General features: G+C 38.0%; 13 protein-coding genes. 10 read left to right on the top strand and 3 right to left on the bottom strand.

Translation table 11 applies throughout. From position 1 onward, the window contains the following. Positions 1 to 139: 139 nt before the first annotated feature. Positions 140 to 937 (bottom strand): TIGR00266 family protein, encoded by a 798-nt coding sequence (locus MKY94_RS02540; RefSeq protein ID WP_191696961.1) that lies wholly within the window; start codon positions 935 to 937, stop codon positions 140 to 142. A 169-nt stretch (positions 938 to 1,106) separates the two neighbouring features. Between MKY94_RS02540 and MKY94_RS02545 the strand changes: the two genes are divergently transcribed. The 3 genes from MKY94_RS02545 to MKY94_RS02555 are packed head-to-tail and all read left to right on the top strand — an operon-like array spanning position 1,107 to position 4,948. Beyond that, positions 1,107 to 2,582: an aldehyde dehydrogenase family protein gene (locus tag MKY94_RS02545; RefSeq protein ID WP_191696960.1), complete on the top strand. Its 1,476-nt coding sequence runs from the start codon at positions 1,107 to 1,109 to the stop codon at positions 2,580 to 2,582. Positions 2,583 to 2,595: 13 nt separating this feature from the next. Next, positions 2,596 to 3,765, top strand: a complete 1,170-nt coding sequence (locus tag MKY94_RS02550) for a saccharopine dehydrogenase C-terminal domain-containing protein (RefSeq protein ID WP_144539962.1) — start codon at positions 2,596 to 2,598, stop codon at positions 3,763 to 3,765. Next, positions 3,755 to 4,948 carry an acyl-CoA dehydrogenase family protein gene (locus tag MKY94_RS02555; protein WP_191696959.1) on the top strand — a complete coding sequence of 398 codons (1,194 nt, stop codon included), beginning with the start codon at positions 3,755 to 3,757 and terminating at the stop codon, positions 4,946 to 4,948. Before MKY94_RS02550 ends, MKY94_RS02555 begins: the two co-directional genes overlap by 11 nt. Positions 4,949 to 5,012: 64 nt before the next feature. Here MKY94_RS02555 and MKY94_RS02560 read toward each other — a convergent pair whose 3' ends face one another. Then, positions 5,013 to 6,329 (bottom strand): short-chain fatty acid transporter, encoded by a 1,317-nt coding sequence (locus tag MKY94_RS02560; protein WP_144539958.1) that lies wholly within the window; start codon positions 6,327 to 6,329, stop codon positions 5,013 to 5,015. A gap of 178 nt (positions 6,330 to 6,507) precedes the next feature. Between MKY94_RS02560 and MKY94_RS02565 the strand changes: the two genes are divergently transcribed. From MKY94_RS02565 to MKY94_RS02580, 4 genes are all read left to right on the top strand, one after another. Continuing rightward, positions 6,508 to 8,613 (top strand): beta-propeller domain-containing protein, encoded by a 2,106-nt coding sequence (locus MKY94_RS02565; RefSeq protein WP_340844068.1) that lies wholly within the window; start codon positions 6,508 to 6,510, stop codon positions 8,611 to 8,613. A 307-nt stretch (positions 8,614 to 8,920) separates the two neighbouring features. Then, positions 8,921 to 9,667, top strand: coding sequence for a threonine/serine exporter family protein (locus MKY94_RS02570; RefSeq protein ID WP_144539954.1), 747 nt, complete (start codon positions 8,921 to 8,923; stop codon positions 9,665 to 9,667). A 12-nt stretch (positions 9,668 to 9,679) separates the two neighbouring features. Next, on the top strand, positions 9,680 to 10,129 hold the full coding sequence (locus tag MKY94_RS02575; protein WP_144539952.1) for a threonine/serine exporter family protein: 450 nt from the start codon (positions 9,680 to 9,682) through the stop codon (positions 10,127 to 10,129). A gap of 388 nt (positions 10,130 to 10,517) precedes the next feature. After that, on the top strand, positions 10,518 to 11,249 hold the full coding sequence (locus MKY94_RS02580; protein WP_154311608.1) for an MBL fold metallo-hydrolase: 732 nt from the start codon (positions 10,518 to 10,520) through the stop codon (positions 11,247 to 11,249). Positions 11,250 to 11,347: 98 nt separating this feature from the next. Here MKY94_RS02580 and MKY94_RS02585 read toward each other — a convergent pair whose 3' ends face one another. After that, positions 11,348 to 13,375 (bottom strand): bifunctional diguanylate cyclase/phosphodiesterase, encoded by a 2,028-nt coding sequence (locus MKY94_RS02585; protein ID WP_154311606.1) that lies wholly within the window; start codon positions 13,373 to 13,375, stop codon positions 11,348 to 11,350. A gap of 148 nt (positions 13,376 to 13,523) precedes the next feature. On the opposite strand from MKY94_RS02585, the gene MKY94_RS02590 reads away from it, so the two are divergent. The 3 genes from MKY94_RS02590 (at position 13,524) to MKY94_RS02600 (ending at position 18,125) form a co-directional block, all read left to right on the top strand. Beyond that, positions 13,524 to 14,453: a DMT family transporter gene (locus MKY94_RS02590; RefSeq protein ID WP_154311604.1), complete on the top strand. Its 930-nt coding sequence runs from the start codon at positions 13,524 to 13,526 to the stop codon at positions 14,451 to 14,453. Positions 14,454 to 14,584: 131 nt separating this feature from the next. After that, the gene (locus MKY94_RS02595) at positions 14,585 to 16,321 is read left to right on the top strand and encodes an ABC transporter ATP-binding protein (protein WP_154311602.1); all 1,737 of its coding nucleotides are present in this window, start codon (positions 14,585 to 14,587) and stop codon (positions 16,319 to 16,321) included. Then, entirely contained in the window at positions 16,305 to 18,125 is a 1,821-nt protein-coding gene (locus MKY94_RS02600) for an ABC transporter ATP-binding protein (protein ID WP_154311600.1), read from the top strand. The genes MKY94_RS02595 and MKY94_RS02600 overlap by 17 nt, the downstream gene beginning before the upstream one ends. The last annotated feature ends 2 nt before the right edge of the window (positions 18,126 to 18,127 follow it).

Raw genomic sequence — 18,127 nt, forward strand, 5'->3', positions numbered from 1 at the left:
GCAATATGCTGGGTTAAAATAATTATATGTTTAAAAAAGACGTTCAGAATTCAAAAAGACAAGCATGCTGTAAAAACAACATTCTTGCCTTTGGGTACATATTCAAGCTTTCTTGTAATTTATGGACATCTTATTTTCGTTATTTACCGCCTAAAAGATCAAACAAGCCTCCAGTAATACTACCTTCTCCCTTAGAACCACCACCAGGAGTTTGTGGAGCAGCAGCAAATACTCGGCTAGCTAGACGGCTAAACGGAAGGGATTGAATCCAAACTGTTCCAGGGCCACGTAAAGTTGCGAAGAATAATCCTTCTCCTCCAAATAGAGCAGTTTTAACGCCTTTTACCATTTCTATGTTGTAATCGACTTCTGAAGTCATAGCAACTAGACATCCAGTGTCTACTCGTAATACCTCACCCGGTTGTAAAACTTTCTGGTGAATTGTACCACCTGCATGGACAAATGCTAGACCATCTCCTTCAAGCTTTTGCATGATGAATCCCTCTCCACCAAAGAAACCGGTACCTAATTTACGTTGAAACTCTACTCCTACAGATACTCCCTTAGCAGCAGCCAAAAAAGCATCCTTTTGACAAATGATTTTTCCACGATGCTCGCTTAAATCCATTGGAATAATCTTCCCTGGATATGGAGAGGCGAAGGAAACATGTTTTTTCCCATTACCTACATTTGTAAAGGTAGTCATGAATAAACTTTCGCCGGTTAACATACGTTTACCTGCACCCATTAATTTCCCCATCAGGCCACTTCCGCTGTTGCCAGAGCCGTCGCCAAAGATGGTTTCCATAGAGATTCCGTCCTCCATCATCATTAAGCTTCCTGCTTCTGCAACGACTGTTTCCTGTGGATCTAGTTCAATTTCAACAAACTGCATATCGTCACCATGCAATTTGTAATCTATTTCATGATTATTCATTATATATTTCCCTCCTCATAGTAATTAAATATGTATACGAACAATAAAATAAAAGGTTTCAGCTTTTCAATTTTTCAAATTTTTTAGTTTTTTTAAAGGGTTTTAATAGAAGTTAGAGAATGTAATATTTATGAAACCGTTTTCAATTTATAAGGAAAGAGGTAGGAAAATGAAATTATCAAACTTTATTAATGGGGAATGGCAAGAGGGAGAAGCAACATATACAGCTGTATTGAACCCTGCAAATGGTGAGCAGCTAGCGGAGGTAAGGATGTCTACAAAAGAAGATGTGGACACAGCAGTCAAGGCAGCCGTCAATGCGCAAAAAAAGTGGGCACTAGTTCCGGCTCCAAAGCGAGCAGACTATCTATATGAAATTGGCAGACTAATGAAAGAAAGAAAGGAACATCTTGCCCAAGTGTTGACAAAAGAAATGGGGAAAGTCATTGAGGAAGGTCGGGGAGAAGTTCAGGAAGGCATAGACATGGCCTTTTATATGGCGGGTGAGGGAAGAAGGTTATTCGGTGAAACAACACCTTCTGAGCTAGCAGATAAATTTGCAATGAGTGTTCGAGCACCGATTGGAGTAGTGGGGCTAATAACTCCATGGAATTTTCCGGTTGCGATTGCTACGTGGAAGTCATTTCCGGCAATAGTGGCAGGAAATGCATTTATTTGGAAACCAGCTACTGAAACCCCAATGATGGCCTATGAAATGGCTAAGATATTCCAAGAAGTTGGTTTGCCGCCTGGAGTGGCAAACGTCGTTTTTGGGTCTGGATCAGAAGTAGGGACAGCAATGATTGAACATGAGGATGTCAAGGTTATTTCCTTTACTGGATCTACAGACACTGGAAGTAAGGTGGCAGAACTCGGAGGGAAACACTTGAAAAAAGTGTCCTTAGAAATGGGCGGCAAAAACGCAGTAATTGTTATGGAGGACGCAGATTTAAATCTTGCAGTAGAAGGCATTTTGTGGAGCGCGTTCGGGACAGCAGGACAACGTTGTACAGCATGCAGTAGGGTGATTGTACACAAAGATGTGAAGAAGGAATTGGAGACAATGCTTCTTGAAAGAATGGAGAAGTTGACCATAGGAGACGGCATGGATGAATCCGTTAAAGTAGGCCCAGTTATTAACAAAAATGCCCTAGAGAAAATACACTCTTATGTCCAGATAGGAAAAGAGGAGGGTGCTAATTTAGTAGTAGGTGGAGAAATTTTAGACAATGGTGATTTAGCAAAAGGGAACTATTATGCACCAACTCTATTCTCTAATGTTAAGCCCGATATGAGAATTGCTCAGGAAGAAATTTTTGGTCCGGTTGTTTCTTTAATCGAGGTTGATTCCTTAGAGGAAGCAATCGAAGTAAACAATGGTGTGAAATTTGGTTTATCTAGTTCTATTTTTTCTCGAGATGTTAATAAAATATTTAGAGCGCAGCGTGACCTTGATACGGGTATTGTCTATGTCAATGCAGGAACAACAGGGGCAGAAATTCATCTGCCGTTTGGAGGGACAAAAGGAACTGGAAATGGACACCGAGATTCCGGAGTAGCAGCGTTAGATGTTTATACAGAGTGGAAAAGTATCTATATAGATTACAGCGGAAAGTTACAGAGAGCGCAAATAGACACAGAATAAGGAGGATAATGATATGAAGGTTGCTGTATTAGGTGCAGGTTTAATGGGTAAAGAGGCTGCAAGGGATTTAATTTTGAGTCCAAATGTAGATAAAATTTATTTATGTGATTTAGATGTGGGACAGGCAAATATGTTTAAAGAGAAGATGCAAAATTCTAAGATAGAAGTATTAAGGCTAGATGCAAACGACGATGTCAATTTGATGGAGGTCATGAAAAAGGCAGATGTCGTGATTAACGCATTATTTTATTCGTTCAATGAAAAAGTGGCACGAATCGCAGTAGAGGTTGGCGTTCACTCCATCGACCTCGGTGGTCATATTGGTGGAGCGACAGATGCGGTGCTTTCGTTGGATGAAAAGGCTCGTGAAAAAGGAATAACTTTAATACCGGATCTTGGAGTTGCTCCTGGAATGATTAATATACTTACTGGCTACGGTGCAAGTAAATTAGATGAGGTGACGGATATTCACCTATACGTGGGTGGAATTCCAGTTGAGCCTGAAGGGATATTTAAATACAATATTGTTTTCTCCCTAGAAGGAGTATTCGATCATTACACAGACCCATCGCATGTAATTAGAAATGGCCAACTAGAGGAAATTGCCTCTTTAACAGAAGTTGAGCCAATTCAGTTTGAAGGTTATGAGGAGCTAGAAGCATTCCATACAGCAGGGGGTACATCCACTCTGACTAAATCATTTCCAAATGTCCAAACACTGGAGTATAAGACAATCCGATACAAGGGACACGCTGAAAAGTTTAAGTTATTAGTAGATTTAGGTCTTACTGATAAGAACAAGACGGTAAACGCTGGTGGCAATATTATCAACGTTCGAGAAGTGCTAAAAGAAGTACTTACACCTTCTCTTCTCCTTGGAGACAAAGAGGATGCAGTACTACTAAGAGTTGTTGTAAAAGGGGAAAAAGACGGTGATGAGACAATCTATACGTATGAGATGGCAACCAAAAAGGACCCTCTATCCGGTGAAACTGCTATGGCTCGCGCAACAGCAAACACTATTTCGGTCGTAGCACAAATGATTGGGAATGGTGTTATTAAAAAACCAGGAGTCTCTACACCAGAGCTGATTGTACCAGGGGAGTTATATATTAGAGAAATGGCGGCAAGAGGAGTAGAAATAAAAGAATATGTGGCAAGAGGTGAGAAGATTGAACTTTGAATTCTCAGATGAGCAGGAGCTTCTTCGTAAGACCGTTCGACAATTTGTAGATAACGAAATCATCCCTCATATCGCAAAGTGGGAGGAGCAGGGTGCGTTTGATCCTAAAATATGGAGCCGTCTTTCTGAATTGGGATTGATGGGAGTTTGTATCCCTGAGAAATACGGCGGAAGTGGTATGGACTATAATTCTCTTGCTATTGTGTGTGAAGAATTAGAAAGAGGAGACACTGCTTTTAGAACAGCTGTATCCGTTCATACGGGCTTAAACTCGATGACCTTACTGCAATGGGGAACAGAGGAACAAAAGCAGAAGTATTTGGAGCCACAAGCTAAGGGAGAAAAAATAGGTGCTTTCGGTCTTACAGAGCCTGGAGCTGGCTCCGATGTAGCTGCAATGTCTACCGTAGCTGTTCGAGATGGTGATAATTATATTTTAAATGGGCAAAAAACTTGGATCTCCTTATGTGATGCGGCAGACCATTTTATCGTGTTTGCTTATACCGATAAATCTAAAAAGCATCATGGGATTAGTGCGTTCATCGTGGAACGTACAATGGAGGGCTTTTCTTCCAAGGCCATCAAAGGAAAATATGGCATTAAGTCAGGGAATACCGGGGAAATCTTCTTCGAAAACATGAAAGTGCCTAAAGAGAATCTTCTAGGAGAAGAAGGAGAAGGTTTTAAAATTGCAATGGCTTCTTTAGACAATGGTAGATTTACAGTTGCCGCTGGGGCTGCAGGTCTATCGCTCGCGTGTCTAGAAGCCTGTGTTAAATATGCTAAGGAACGAGAAACCTTTGGGAAAGAGATTGGCAAGCATCAGCTTGTGCAACAAATGATTGCCAAAATGGAAGCCGGTCTTCAAATGAGCCGTCTGCTTGTTTATCGGGTTGGAGAACTTAAGAACAAAGGGGTACGCAATACTAGAGAGACCTCCTTGGCAAAATGGCAGGCATGTGACTTTGCTAATAAGGCTGCTGACGATGCAGTTCAAATTCATGGAGCTTATGGATATTCCGATGAGTATCCGGTCGCTCGATACCTAAGAAACTCGAAGGCGCCTGTCATTTATGAAGGAACAAGAGAAATCCATACAATCATGCAGGCAGAATATGTGCTTGGCTATCGTGAAGATAAAAAGTTAAACAGAATGCTACCGAAATGGCCGTTTGAAGAATAAGAAAAGAGGATCCCATGAAAAGGGATCCTCTTTAGCAAATAAGGGGAATGTATAAATAATATTTTTAGAAAAAGAACAGACCTATGCTAATAATGACACCGCTTAATAATAATACAAATACACAATAACCCATGATATCTTTTGCCTTTAACCCGGCAATTGCCAAAGCTGGTAGAGCCCAGAATGGCTGAATCATGTTCGTCCAGGCATCTCCCCAGGCAATAGCCATGGCAGTTTTTGCGTAGTCTAGGTCAAGTGCTGATGCAGCCTCCAACATAATTGGTGCTTGAACAGTCCATTGTCCTCCACCAGAAGGAATGAAGAAGTTAACTATTCCAGCAGCATAAAAAGTGAAGAGGTAAAATGTATGCTCGTTAGAAATGCTTATAAATGCTTCCGAAACAACTCCAGCTAGACCAGAAGCAACCATCATGCCCATGATGCCAGCGTAAAAAGGAAATTGAATAACGATATCTCCAACTGTACTTGCAGCATTTTTAACGGCTAATAAAAAGTTTTTTGGTGTGCCGTGACAGATGATGCCAAGCACAACGAAAATAAGATTAACAATATTTAAGTTTAAGTCAAAGCCTTTAGTAATAAAATGGTTTATCAAATAGACTAGTCCCAGTAGACCGATTAATCCGGTCAACAAATAGCTTCGTTCTAGTCTTGCGGCAGGAGTAGGTTTTTCAGTAGATTTTTCTATTACTACCTCTTCCTCTAGCAAAGAAGGGTCAATAGACAATGTATCTTCCTTGCTTGGCATCATCCATCTGTTTAAAAGAGGTACAGAAATAAATAATGCAATTACAATGATTAAATTATACCGTGTAAATAATGTCTCTGTAGTTGGTATTACGCCCATGATATCGGCAAATGGATGACCCTCGGTTGCAATAGAAAGTGGTATAGAACCAGCTAGACCACCATGCCAAATGATAAATCCTGAATATGCACTTGCAATTAATAGGCGGTAGTCTACATTTTTAACCTGCTTGGCAATTTCCTTGGCAAAAAGTGCCCCAATTACTAAACCAAACCCCCAGTTAATCCAACAGCCAATTAAAGAAACTACTGAAACTAACAAAATTGCTGAGCCTGGTGACTTAGCAATTCTAGCTAAAGAGCTCAATATTTTCTTGAAAAGCGGACTACTTGCCAGTACATGACCAGCTAACAAAACAACAACCATTTGCATAGTGAAAGATAGTAATCCCCAAAAACCATCTCCCCAATATGTTGCCATTTCCAGTGGCGTAGAATCGGTTAAGATTATCCCTAACAAAAATACTAATAGAGTTAGCATTGCAACAAATATGTATGGATCAGGTAGATATCTGACCATTAAAGTGTTTGAAAATCGAGTAAGTGCCTTCAAAATTTTTCCCCCTTTGTTTTTTTACATCCCCCTCTTAATCTATGTTATATGAAAGTAAGAAAATTCTCTATAATTCTAATAACAATATTCGACAAAAAAACAATAAATTTGTATTGTAACTATTTATAAAAAATTCAGTCTAATAGTTAAAATAAATGTAAAAGAAAGGAAGCGCGAAATGAAAAAGTGGCTAATATCCTTCATAGCAATAGGGCTTTGTTTAACGGTTAGTACTGTCTGGATTTACTTTTCCAATCAAAAGGTATCAGCACAAAGTTATGTAATATCCAACCAAATTTTTAAGGCGGACTTTTCGAAGGCTGTCAGTAAAGACGCCTTGGAAAAAGAGGCGGTGTATTTAACGGATAAGTCAGGAAATAAGGTTAAAGCAGCTTATAAGCTGACGAATAAAGGGAAGTCCATTGAAATAACTGGACTCCAAAAAGGTAAGTACACTCTTTATGTGGATGAAAAGTATAGGCTAGGAAAAAGTGAATATACATTTGAGGTCCACGAAGCATTTCCTACAGTAAAGTCTCGAGAAGAGTTAGAGGCATATTTTAAGCTAGTGATGGGATCAAGAGAAAACGTAAAACAAGAAACAGCCGAAGACATGGCGATGGAAGCAGAAACGAAATCTACTGGAAGCGGGGGTTACTCCACGACGAACAATCAAGTTGAAGGAGTAGAAGAAGCAGATATAGTCCAGACGAATGGTTCTCATGTATTTGCTATAAGTGAAAATAATGTTGTTGTTAATAGTATTCATGATGGAAAGAATATGAAAATGGAAAATAAGATACGATTTACAGATTCATTCTATCCTAGTCAACTTTTATTAAAGGGGAAAACACTTCTAGTGATTGGGCAAAAGAATGTGTATCATACTTTGGACGCTAGAGATTCTCAATCACGAATAGATCCTGCTTGGGAAAGTATGACTAGTGTTTTTCTATACGATATCTCCAACCCTAAATCTCCAAAGCTAATGAGAGAAATAGCTTCGGAAGGTTATATGAATGGGGTACGTTTAAATGGAGATATTCTTTACCTTGTTTCAACAGTAATGCCAAGATATTGGATGATGAAGGAAAACAAAGACACGGAGTTAAGGCCATTCACGTATGACTCAAAGAATAGTCAAGAAGCTGAACCTTTAGATTATCAACAAATCTCAATCTTACCTGATTCTTTGGATGGGAATTATACCGTTATTACAGCATTAGATATTTCGAATCCTTTAGTGAATGAGGCTAAGACGAAGAGTTTTCTAGGAGGAAGTCAGCAATTATATATGTCCAAAGAAAATCTTTATTTAACCTCAGTCATTTATAAGAATAGAGAGGCCGGAACAAGTAAAAAAATGATATGGAATCCTGGTGAAATGGATACCGAGGTATATAAATTCTCTCTACAGGACACCTCAGTTGAATTTGTTGATTCAGCTAAGCTCACAGGAACAATCCTTAACCAATTTTCCATGGATGAGCATAACGGATATTTTAGAACAGTCACCACAACAGGTAATCCTTGGGACCAAAATAATACTTCAGAAAATAATTTATTTATATTAGATAAATCCATGGAAATTGCAGGTTCTATTACAGGCTTAGCAAAAGAGGAAAGAATTTATTCGGCAAGATTTATGGGAGACAAAGCATATATGGTAACATTCAGAGAAACAGATCCGTTGTTTGTGATTGATGTCGCTGATCCTAAGAAGCCCAAAGTGCTAGGCGAATTAAAAATTCCTGGTTTCAGTAATTACCTACATCCATTAGGGGAAAACCATCTAATCGGCTTTGGCTACGAAACAACTTCTTTTGTACCAAATGGTAGCAAGGAGCCTATAATACAGACGGAAGGAATGAAGATATCCCTTTTTGATGTTAGCGACTTTGCAAATCCAAAGGAAGTGGACACGGAGATAATTGGTGGCCAAGGGACATATTCACCTATTCAATATGATCATCATGCATTGTTCCAGCATGTTGAGAAAAATCTCTATGGTTTCCCCGTGGCTATTTATGACAAACTAGAGGGGCAGGAATATAGTAGCTATAAGCAAGATGGTGCAATGATTTACGAAATAACACCGGAAGCAGGAATCATTTTAAAGGCAGAGCTGCTTACCAAAGTAAATCCAGCACAGTTATATGAAGATTGGGAATCCATGATTCAAAGAATTATTTATGCAAATGATTTCTTATATACGATTGCTTTGAAGGAAATGAAAAGCTATAACCTGGACACCTTTAAAGAAATTGGTTTACTTTCCTATTAAGCAGCAATCATAGTTAAAAGGCTGTGATACAACATCCACCATAGAAATTCAAAAGTCCCAAAAATGTAATAAATTTTTGGGGCTTTATTTTTTTCTATTACATTGAACGTCATAAACCAAGTATGTAAGGAACTACTTCCTCACTTCTTTCTATTATCTTGTAGGAACAAATATAGGCGCTAAGCTTTATAGATAAAAGCTCTTTTTCGAAATCTTCTCATTCACCTTTTTTTTGTTAGTAAATGTTATATTAGATTAAACGTTTCTAAAAAGGGAAATTGTAATGTTAGTAGAAGGAGGGTGAGGAGTGTTGAAAACCGATTATGAACTAGCGGTAGAGTGCTGTTTACTTGCTGGAAAATTGATGATGGAAAGTGGGGCAGAGACGTATCGAGCAGAGGATACAATGGATCGAATGGCATTGTCCCAACAATTGACTCAGTCCCAAAGCTTTGTGACCCCGACCGGAATTCTCTTCAGTGGCAAAAATAATCTTCCAACACGATTAGTAAGAGTAAATAATAGAACAACGGACTTAGAAAAAATTGCTCTTGTGAATGCAGTATCCCGCAAGCTAGCCTCCAATGAAATGAGTTTGGAAGAAGCATATATTGAATTAAAAAGAATTGACGAAGACCATAAGATGTATGCTTTTTGGATTCGGATCGCAGCAGCTGCAGTTGCTTCAGGTGCCTTTCTGTGGTTATTTGGCGCTCCTTTAATAGATGTACCTCATGCTATGTTTGCTGGTGGAATTGGCTATGCAGTAGCTAACTTACTGGAAGAAAAAACGAGAGTGAAATTCTTCGCCGAATTTTTTGCAGCACTTATTATCAGTATGATTGCTATGCTTTCTATTCGTTATGGGTATGGTGTAGAAATAGACAAAATTATTATTGGCTCGGTAATGCCTCTTGTTCCAGGTTTGCTAATTACTAATGCTGTTCGTGACTTAATGGCAGGGCACTTTATGTCTGGTCTTTCAAAGGGAGCGGAAGCTTTTCTAACTGCCTTTGCAATTGGAGCGGGCGTAGCATTTATATTATCTTTATAAGGAGGAATGGATATGTCTTTTGCAGCACAGGGTATCATAAGCTTTATAGCTGCTGCGGCATTTGGAGTTATCTTTAATGCTCCAAGGAAGTCCCTCGTCTACTGTGGATTAGTAGGAATGGTTGGTTGGCTAGTATTTTCTCTTGTGAGGTATCTCAATGATGATCCAATTATTGCTTCTTTTGCTGGAGCGTTCTCTATCGCATTCGTAGCTCACATAATGGCTAAGAAGTTTAAAATGCCTATGATTATATTTAGTGTAGCTGGTATTATCCCGCTTGTTCCAGGAGGGTCTGCTTATAATGCTATGAGAAATGTAGTGGAGGAAGATTACGGAGTAGCAGTAGAATATGCTGCACTTGCACTAATGATTTCCGGAGCGGTAGCAATGGGGTTAGTGTTCGCAGAAATTATAACGCAGATATGGTTAAAAAGCCTAAAAAGCATGAAAGTGAAAATCTAGTAAGCCGTGAGTATGGTATTCCTTACTCACGGTTTTTTCGATAGCAATATTAAATAATCTTTAAAAATTATATTTCGATAACTAGTGACCTTTTATTTGAGTTATAAAAAAGCCATTTTTCCAATGTTTATTCTCTAAAGAACATTTAACTTGTAACTGATTGGAGCGGCAGGCGACTCCAGTGGGATGATTGAGACAGATAAGCAATAACAAACGACGCGTTAGCGACGGTGTGTTTTTCGTTCACCCCACGGAAAGCGGAAATTTGAATTTTTATTTGCTATTCGTGGCAGTTATAGGCGCATGCGCTTTTCTATTGGATTAGAAGGTGTTTTAGGAATGTGAATTGAATAGAGAAGGTAAGGTTATTAATTGAAGGAGGAAGTTTATGAAGTGTAGAGTTATAGGAATGTGGGGCGGTTTTCCTAAAGAGAACGGACCTTGTTCGGGTTATTTAATTGAACAGGATGAATTTAAAGTACTATTAGACTGTGGAAGTGGGGTATTAACTAATGTTCAAAAATATGTGGATTTAAACAATATAAATCACGTGCTTTTATCCCATTATCATTACGATCATTTTAGTGATATTGGTGCTTATTTGTTTTCGAGACTAGTTAATACAAAAATTGGTAATACAGATGAGGCATTACATGTATATGGACCAGATGATGAGGAAATGAAACGTAGGGTAGAGGAGATAGAGTACTGCGAGTTCTCCACTATCGATAAAAATAGCGAGTTGCATATTGGTCCCTTTAGGTTCACTTTTATGAGAAATAACCACCCAATTAAAACGTACAGTATTAAAATTGAAAGTGGACATAAAAAGATTGTATATACTTCGGACACTAGCTACACTAGCAAACTAATAGAATTTGCAGCTGATGCTGACCTCTTAATCGCAGAAAGTAGCTTATACGATGGCATGGACGGGAGTGCTTCAGGACATATGACTTCGAGCGAAGCGGGTATGTTGGCTTATCAGTCGAAGGCTAAAAAGGTGATTTTAACCCATCTTCCACATTATGGAGAGTTAGAGGAGCTATTAGCTAGCGCTTTGAATGAAGGAAACCATGCGATTGAATTAGCACGCCCAGGAGTGCTTATTGAGCTATAGTGAAAAAAGGTACTTATGGTTAGGGAACTAAAAATATTTTAGGAAAAGAAAGAGGCCGTGATCAAGTCACGACCTCTTCTGTAAATTTAATAGCAGTATTAAACCTCGTTTAACATAATTAGCCTTTCAACTTCCTCTGCAGTAATAGGCTCGCTAATAAAATAGCCTTGCACCGCATCACAGCCCATTTCACTAAGCAGGTTAAACTGATCCTTGGTTTCAACACCTTCAGCGACAACTATAACATCTAGAGATTGTCCGAAGTGTATTAATCCTTGAATAAGCTGTTGTAGCTTTTTTTGTTGCATAATTGAGCTCACGAAGGATTTATCAATTTTTAGTTTACCAATTGGCAGTAACTGCAAGTATCTTAAAGATGCGTAACCAGTTCCAAAATCATCTAATGCAAAAGTAATTCCTTCTTGATGGAGTGTTTGCATCTGTTGGATAATTTTTTTCTCTGCCTCTGCTTCCAATGCAAACTTCTCAGTAAACTCTATTTGAATCAAGTCGGATGGACAATTATATTTTTTCAATACAGAGCGAACGGTTTTCACCATATTTTTATCTCTGAATTCTCTTATAGAGGAGTTGTAGCTAACTTTTATCCCTAAACCCTTTTGTTTCCATATTGCGGCCTGTTGGCATGCTTTTTCGAGCATAAAAGTGCCAATGTCATTAATAAGGCCCGTTTCTTCAGCGATTGGAATTAGCTCATCTGGATGAATAACTCCTAGAACCTCGTCCTTCCAACGAACTAAAGCTTCTACAGAAGTGACTTTTCCGGTAGCAACATTACGTTGAGGTAGGTACATAACATGAAAATCATTATGATTCAGTGCTTCTATTAATCTCTTTTCAATTTGGAGCGTTCTTGTAAGCTTATGATGGTCTGATTGAGAAAGAGAAGATATAATGCCTCCGCCTTCTAGTTTTACCTTTTGAAGAGTTGTATTAGTAGCCTTCAAGAGATGTAAATAGGTTTGTTGATCTTCAGGATATTTAGTGATAGCTCCACTTACTGTAATTGGGATCGCCTTGTTTTCTAAATAAATAGGATTTTGTTTTAAGAAATGTATAAATCCTTCAATATACCAATCGCTTAGAGGAGTGATAATAGCAAAATCATCTCTTCCCGCTCTGGCAATAATTGAATCTTCAAAGTAAATTTTAAGCCTTTTCGTTAGTTCAACCATTAACAATGACTCTGTTTCTACATCCAAAATCTCTTTTAGTGTATAGAAATGGTTGATGCTAATAAAAACAAAGGAAAAGTTTTTCCGTTCCTCAATATGCTCGTTTACAACTTCTTCTAAACGATGTCTGCTCATTAGCCCTGTTTCAGCATCTACGTAAGCAATTTCCTCAAGTCGTGATTGTAATAATTTTTTTTCCGTAACTTCTTCTTCCAAAAGTAGATAGTACAGCGTATTATTTTCAATATCAGTTATAGGAATTGCTAGTAATTCAACCCAATAGTTAGTTCCGTCTTTTGTCATTTTTTCTACGGTGCCTTGGTAGGTATTTCCTCTTTGAATGCAATTCATTACTTCATCTGCCACTGCTATATGCTCGGGTGTATTAGGGAAAAGCTGCCAAAAGGATTTTCCTATGATTCTTTTTGGGGTCCAATTACTTTTCTTCAGGAACAGGTCATTGGCATGCATGATCAGTCCTTCTTTATCCAAATATAGGACCATAAAACTTTGAGAAAGTGCTTTTTTCAGTAAGTCTAATTCAAATGATGCTGTTTGATCAGTATCGTTTATTCGATTGGAATCCAATTGGAATAAAGCATACGTAGCATTGTTAATAGAAAGGGATTTTACTATAAGCGTTGTTTTTAATAACTGCTGGTCTTTTGTGTACAGGGTTACTGGATTAATACGAATTGCTTCTTCCTTCGTCATAATCTTTTCCCACTTAGCTGATAGATGACCGAGAGTATAATCGTTAAAAAAAGGTAATCTTGCACCCTTTACTTCTTCGGAAGTATAACCAAAGTGCTTTTCAGCTTCATAGCCCCACCAAACGATTAGACCATCCTGGTCTGTTAAAAAGGTCGGATATGGTATATGATTCAACACAGCTTCACTTAAATCTAGTTCTTTTGCTTGCAGATACATCGTCAGGCCCCCATAAAAATTATCTATAAGTAATTATACAGAATTTAGAGAATATAGTCATTAGCCTAGAACAATATATTCATAAAAAAAAATAATATAGGTTATATTACCTGTGAAAATATTAAAACATTAATGGAGGGTGATTAAAATGGAACGAGGAAAAGGAATTTTTCTAATTATTTTAGGTTCTATTCTCTGGGGTGCAACAGGACCAATGATGGAATGGGTTCTACATAATAGTGAAGTAACCGTGTCATTCTTCCTAACAGTCCGACTGATTGTGGCTGGAATGAGTATACTAATCTTTTTAATGCTACAAAGAAAAAAAGTGTTTGCAATATGGAAGGAGCCCGTTTGGTTAAAGCAATTATTTATTTTTGCGATACTAGGGATGCTAGGAATTCAATACACTTTTATTGCAGCAATTGAGGCTAGTAATGCATCTATAGCCACGCTTCTACAATTCCTTGGTCCTATTTATATTATTATGTACGTTTCCTGTAAGGGGAAGGTCTTTCCTCCTAAGTATCAGGTGATAGGAATAATAGGAACGCTGGTTGGATTGTTTTTATTGCTAACTAATGCACAAATAGGTGGACTATTAATCAGCAACAAGGCGCTGTTTTGGGGGTTATTGCTTGGTATTGCTTTTTCAATATATACCGTCTATCCAGCTAGGCTGATGAAAGAATGGGGTGTACTCGTTGTTGTTGGTTGGGGAATGCTAATTGGTGGGATTGTCCTATCAACTGTCTCTCAAATTTGGAGCACTAGTCAATGGAATGAATTGTTGGAATATCCAATTATTATATTCGTGGTACTGATTATTTTTATGGGGACTATTGCATTTGTTATGTTCCTCTCAAGCATGAAATACATAACAGCGGTGGAGACAAGTATTTTATCTAGTATAGAGCCTTTAACAGCGATGATTATATCAGTATTTTGGTTTAATCAAATCCTAGGCGGTTGGCAATACACAGGTGTAGTAGTCATGCTTTTATTTGTGACGTGGCTTTCGGTAGCGGGTGATGTCAATTTGGATTTATTAAAAAAACTTAAAAAAAGAAGAGGATAGAATGCTTTTATATCTCCTTATCGACAAATAAACAGATTATTATTTTTTTTCTATTTATTAGCTATGGGATATGGCATAATAGATTTTACAGTAAATTAATTCGAGTGACGAAGAATTTAGGAGTGTTTTAGATGAAGACCATTTTTTCTTATTTAAAGCCATATAAGTGGCTTGTCATTGCTGCGCTATTTTTTATGCTAGTTGAGCTTTCGGTAGAGCTCATTCAGCCGCTATTAATTGCAGTTATTATAGATGATGGTATCGTCGCGGGGGACCAATCATCTATCATATTTTGGGGAAGTATTATGTTGGTCCTCTCTATCGTGGCATTTTTTGCTGGTATTATTAATACTTTCATAGCTTCTCATGCAGTGCAGAGCTATGGCTACGATATACGTCAGGCCTTGTTTCGACAAGTCCAGTCCTTTACGATGACAACTTTTCTAAAATTTCCAACGTCTAGTTTAATCACTAGACTCACAAGTGACGTTACGATTACTCAAAATCTTATATTTATGGGTCTCCGAATTATGCTTAGAGCTCCATTACTAGTAGTAGGAAGTATTATAATGTCCTTTTTCGTCCATCCAAAGCTAGCACTATATTTAGTTATTGGTGCACCATTTCTATTGGTCTTTCTCTATTTAATGAGTCGAAAAGGATTAACATTGTTTTCCAAAGTACAAAAAAGCGTGGACAGTGTTACACGTAAGATTCAAGAAAACCTGCAGGCAGTTCGTTTGATAAAGGCTTATTTAAGAGGTGATTTCGAATCTAGTAGATTTGGAAAAGTCGCAGACATTCTAAAAGTAGACAATGTAAAAGCATTTCGAATTATGGAGTTAATACTTCCAGTTCTTTTGTTTGTTATGAATGTAAGCTTAATGGCAGTACTATGGTTTGGAGCAAAGGAAATTCAAACTGGTGGCGCGCAAATTGGTGAGCTGGTTGCAATCGTCAATTATGCAATGCGAATGACGGGTGCTTTTTCTATGTTTTCTTTCATTATCATATTCTTTTCACGTGCAAAAGCTTCATCTGAACGAATGGAAGAAGTGCTGTTAGTTGAAGATGGCATTGAAAATATTGATAGCCAAATAGTAGAAAAGCCTTCTAGTATTGGTAAATTAGAATTTCAAAATGTTTCCTTTACATACCCAGAAACGTTGAACCCTGTGTTACAAGATGTTTCCTTTATAGTAAAGCCTGGTTCTAAGCTTGCCATCATGGGTGCAACAGGTTCAGGTAAATCTACCTTGCTCAATTTAATCCCACGATTTTTTGATGCGACAGAAGGCAGGATATTGGTTAACGAAAAAGAAGTGCAGCAATGGTCTTTAAAAGAGCTTAGACAAGTGATTGGACTAGTACCTCAGCAATCGATCCTCTTTACAGGTAGTATTGAAGAAAATCTAGGCTGGGGAGACTCGATGGCTACAGAGGAGTTATTGAAAGAAGCGGCGAAGCAGGCGCAAATACATAATTCCATTGAGCAGTTTCCTGATCAATACGATACTAGGGTAGGCCAAAAAGGAGTTAATTTGTCTGGAGGACAAAAGCAAAGGCTTTCTATTGCTAGAGCATTAGTGCGTAAGCCAGAGATTTTACTATTTGATGATAGTACAAGTGCGTTAGATGTAGCTACAGAGAATGCCTTATGGGAAGCCTTAGAAGGAGAAAATGCTACAATGCTGGTAATAACACAAAAAATTAGAACTGCTAAGGGTGCAGATCAAATACTTCTTCTAGAGGAAGGGCAAGTATCGGCATATGGCACGCACGATGAGCTAATGAAAAATTCTCCTCTGTATAGAGAGATTGCAGAATCGCAACAGGAGGTGGACGAACAAGATGAACTTCATTCGTAAACCTTTTGGCTATGAGCCGGTTATAACAAAGGAAGATTTGAAAAAGAAGAACAAAAAGAAAATTGATAAGGCATCGGATTGGAAGGGTGTGCTTAGTCGCATTTGGAAGCTAGTGGATGAACAGCGCTTTTTACTCATTGTTGTATTGATGTTAGTAGTAGTTAGTTCAGCCCTATCCTTATTAGGACCATATTTAATAGGGGTAATTATTGATGAATATATTTCGGTAAATGTGTTTGAAGGTCTAGCAAGCTTAATTGGCATTTTAATAATTGTCTATGTATTTCTTTCTATCTCAATGTATTTACAAAGCTATTGGATGATTGGAATTTCCCAGCAAACAATCTATAGACTTCGTACAGTTTTGTTTAATAAGCTTCAAAAACTCCCGGTGTCTTTTTTCGATAAGCGTCAGCATGGGGAGCTTATGAGTAGAATGACTAACGATATTGAAAACGTTAGTCAGACGTTAAACTCCTCCTTTATACAAGTCTTCTCTAGCGTTTTAACTTTAGTTGGAACTACGGTCGTTATGCTAATGTTAAGTCCGCTACTAACGCTAGTGGCATTAGTCATTGTTCCAGTAATGTTCTTTGCGATGAAATGGATTACCAAAAGAACATCGAAACTTTTCAAGGAACAGCAGCAGGCAGTGGGGGAATTGAATGGGATGATTGAGGAAACCATTTCCGGACAGCGAATTGTCAAAGCATTCTCTCAGGAGCAGCGTATGCTAGAGGAATTTGCGGTTAAAAGTGAACGTCTAAAACGAACTGGATTTTGGGCGCTTACATATTCTGGATTTATACCTAAGGTTATGAACCTTTTGAACAATACAAGCTTTACATTGGTTGCAGCTGCGGGAGGAGTACTAGCTTACCATGGTTATGTGTCTATCGGAGAAATTGTTATTTTTACGGAATATGCACGTCAATTTACTAGACCTTTAAACGATTTAGCTAACCAGTTTAATACTGTGCTCTCAGCTATTGCAGGAGCTGAACGTGTTTTTGCTATCATTGATGAGCCAGAAGAAAAGGATACAGCGGTAGATAATAATGACTATAAGCTCAAAGGTAATGTGGTTTTTGAAAACGTAACCTTTAAATACAATAAAGATGATGAAAAACCAACTATTGATAATGTGTCCTTCAAGGTAGAGGCAGGTCAGACTGCTGCTTTAGTAGGTGCTACGGGTGCTGGTAAAACAACTATTATGCAGTTATTAGCTCGGTTTTATGAAGCAAATGATGGTAAGGTTTTAATTGATAATATTGCTATTGATGAAATGCCTAGAAATACTTTAAGAAGCCAAACTGCTTTTGTTTTGCAGGATCCTTTCCTTTTTGAAATGAGTGTAAAAGAAAATATACAATATGGAAAGCTAAATGCGACAGATGAAGAAATTGTTCAGGCAGCTAAGGAAGCGAATGCACATGAATTTATCACGAAGCTACCTAATGGATATGATACTATTTTATCGGCAGATGGCAGTGAGATAAGTCAGGGGCAAAAGCAACTGCTTTCTATTGCAAGAGCTTTAGTTGCAGATCCAGCAATCTTGTTGTTAGATGAAGCTACCTCGAGCATTGATACTGTAACAGAGCTTAAAATACAAGAAGCACTGGAAAGATTGATGGAAGGTAGAACGAGTTTTGTAATAGCCCATCGCTTAAATACGGTAAGAAAAGCAGATTTAATATTTGTCATGGAAAATGGAAAGCTGATAGAATCAGGATCACAAGAGGAACTTATAAATACGCAAGGTCGTTTTTATAGTATGCTGATGAATTCAAAGATTTAGAA

The sequence above is a fragment of the Psychrobacillus sp. FSL K6-2843 genome (genome assembly GCF_038626375.1).
GTDB lineage: Bacteria > Bacillota > Bacilli > Bacillales_A > Planococcaceae > Psychrobacillus > Psychrobacillus faecigallinarum.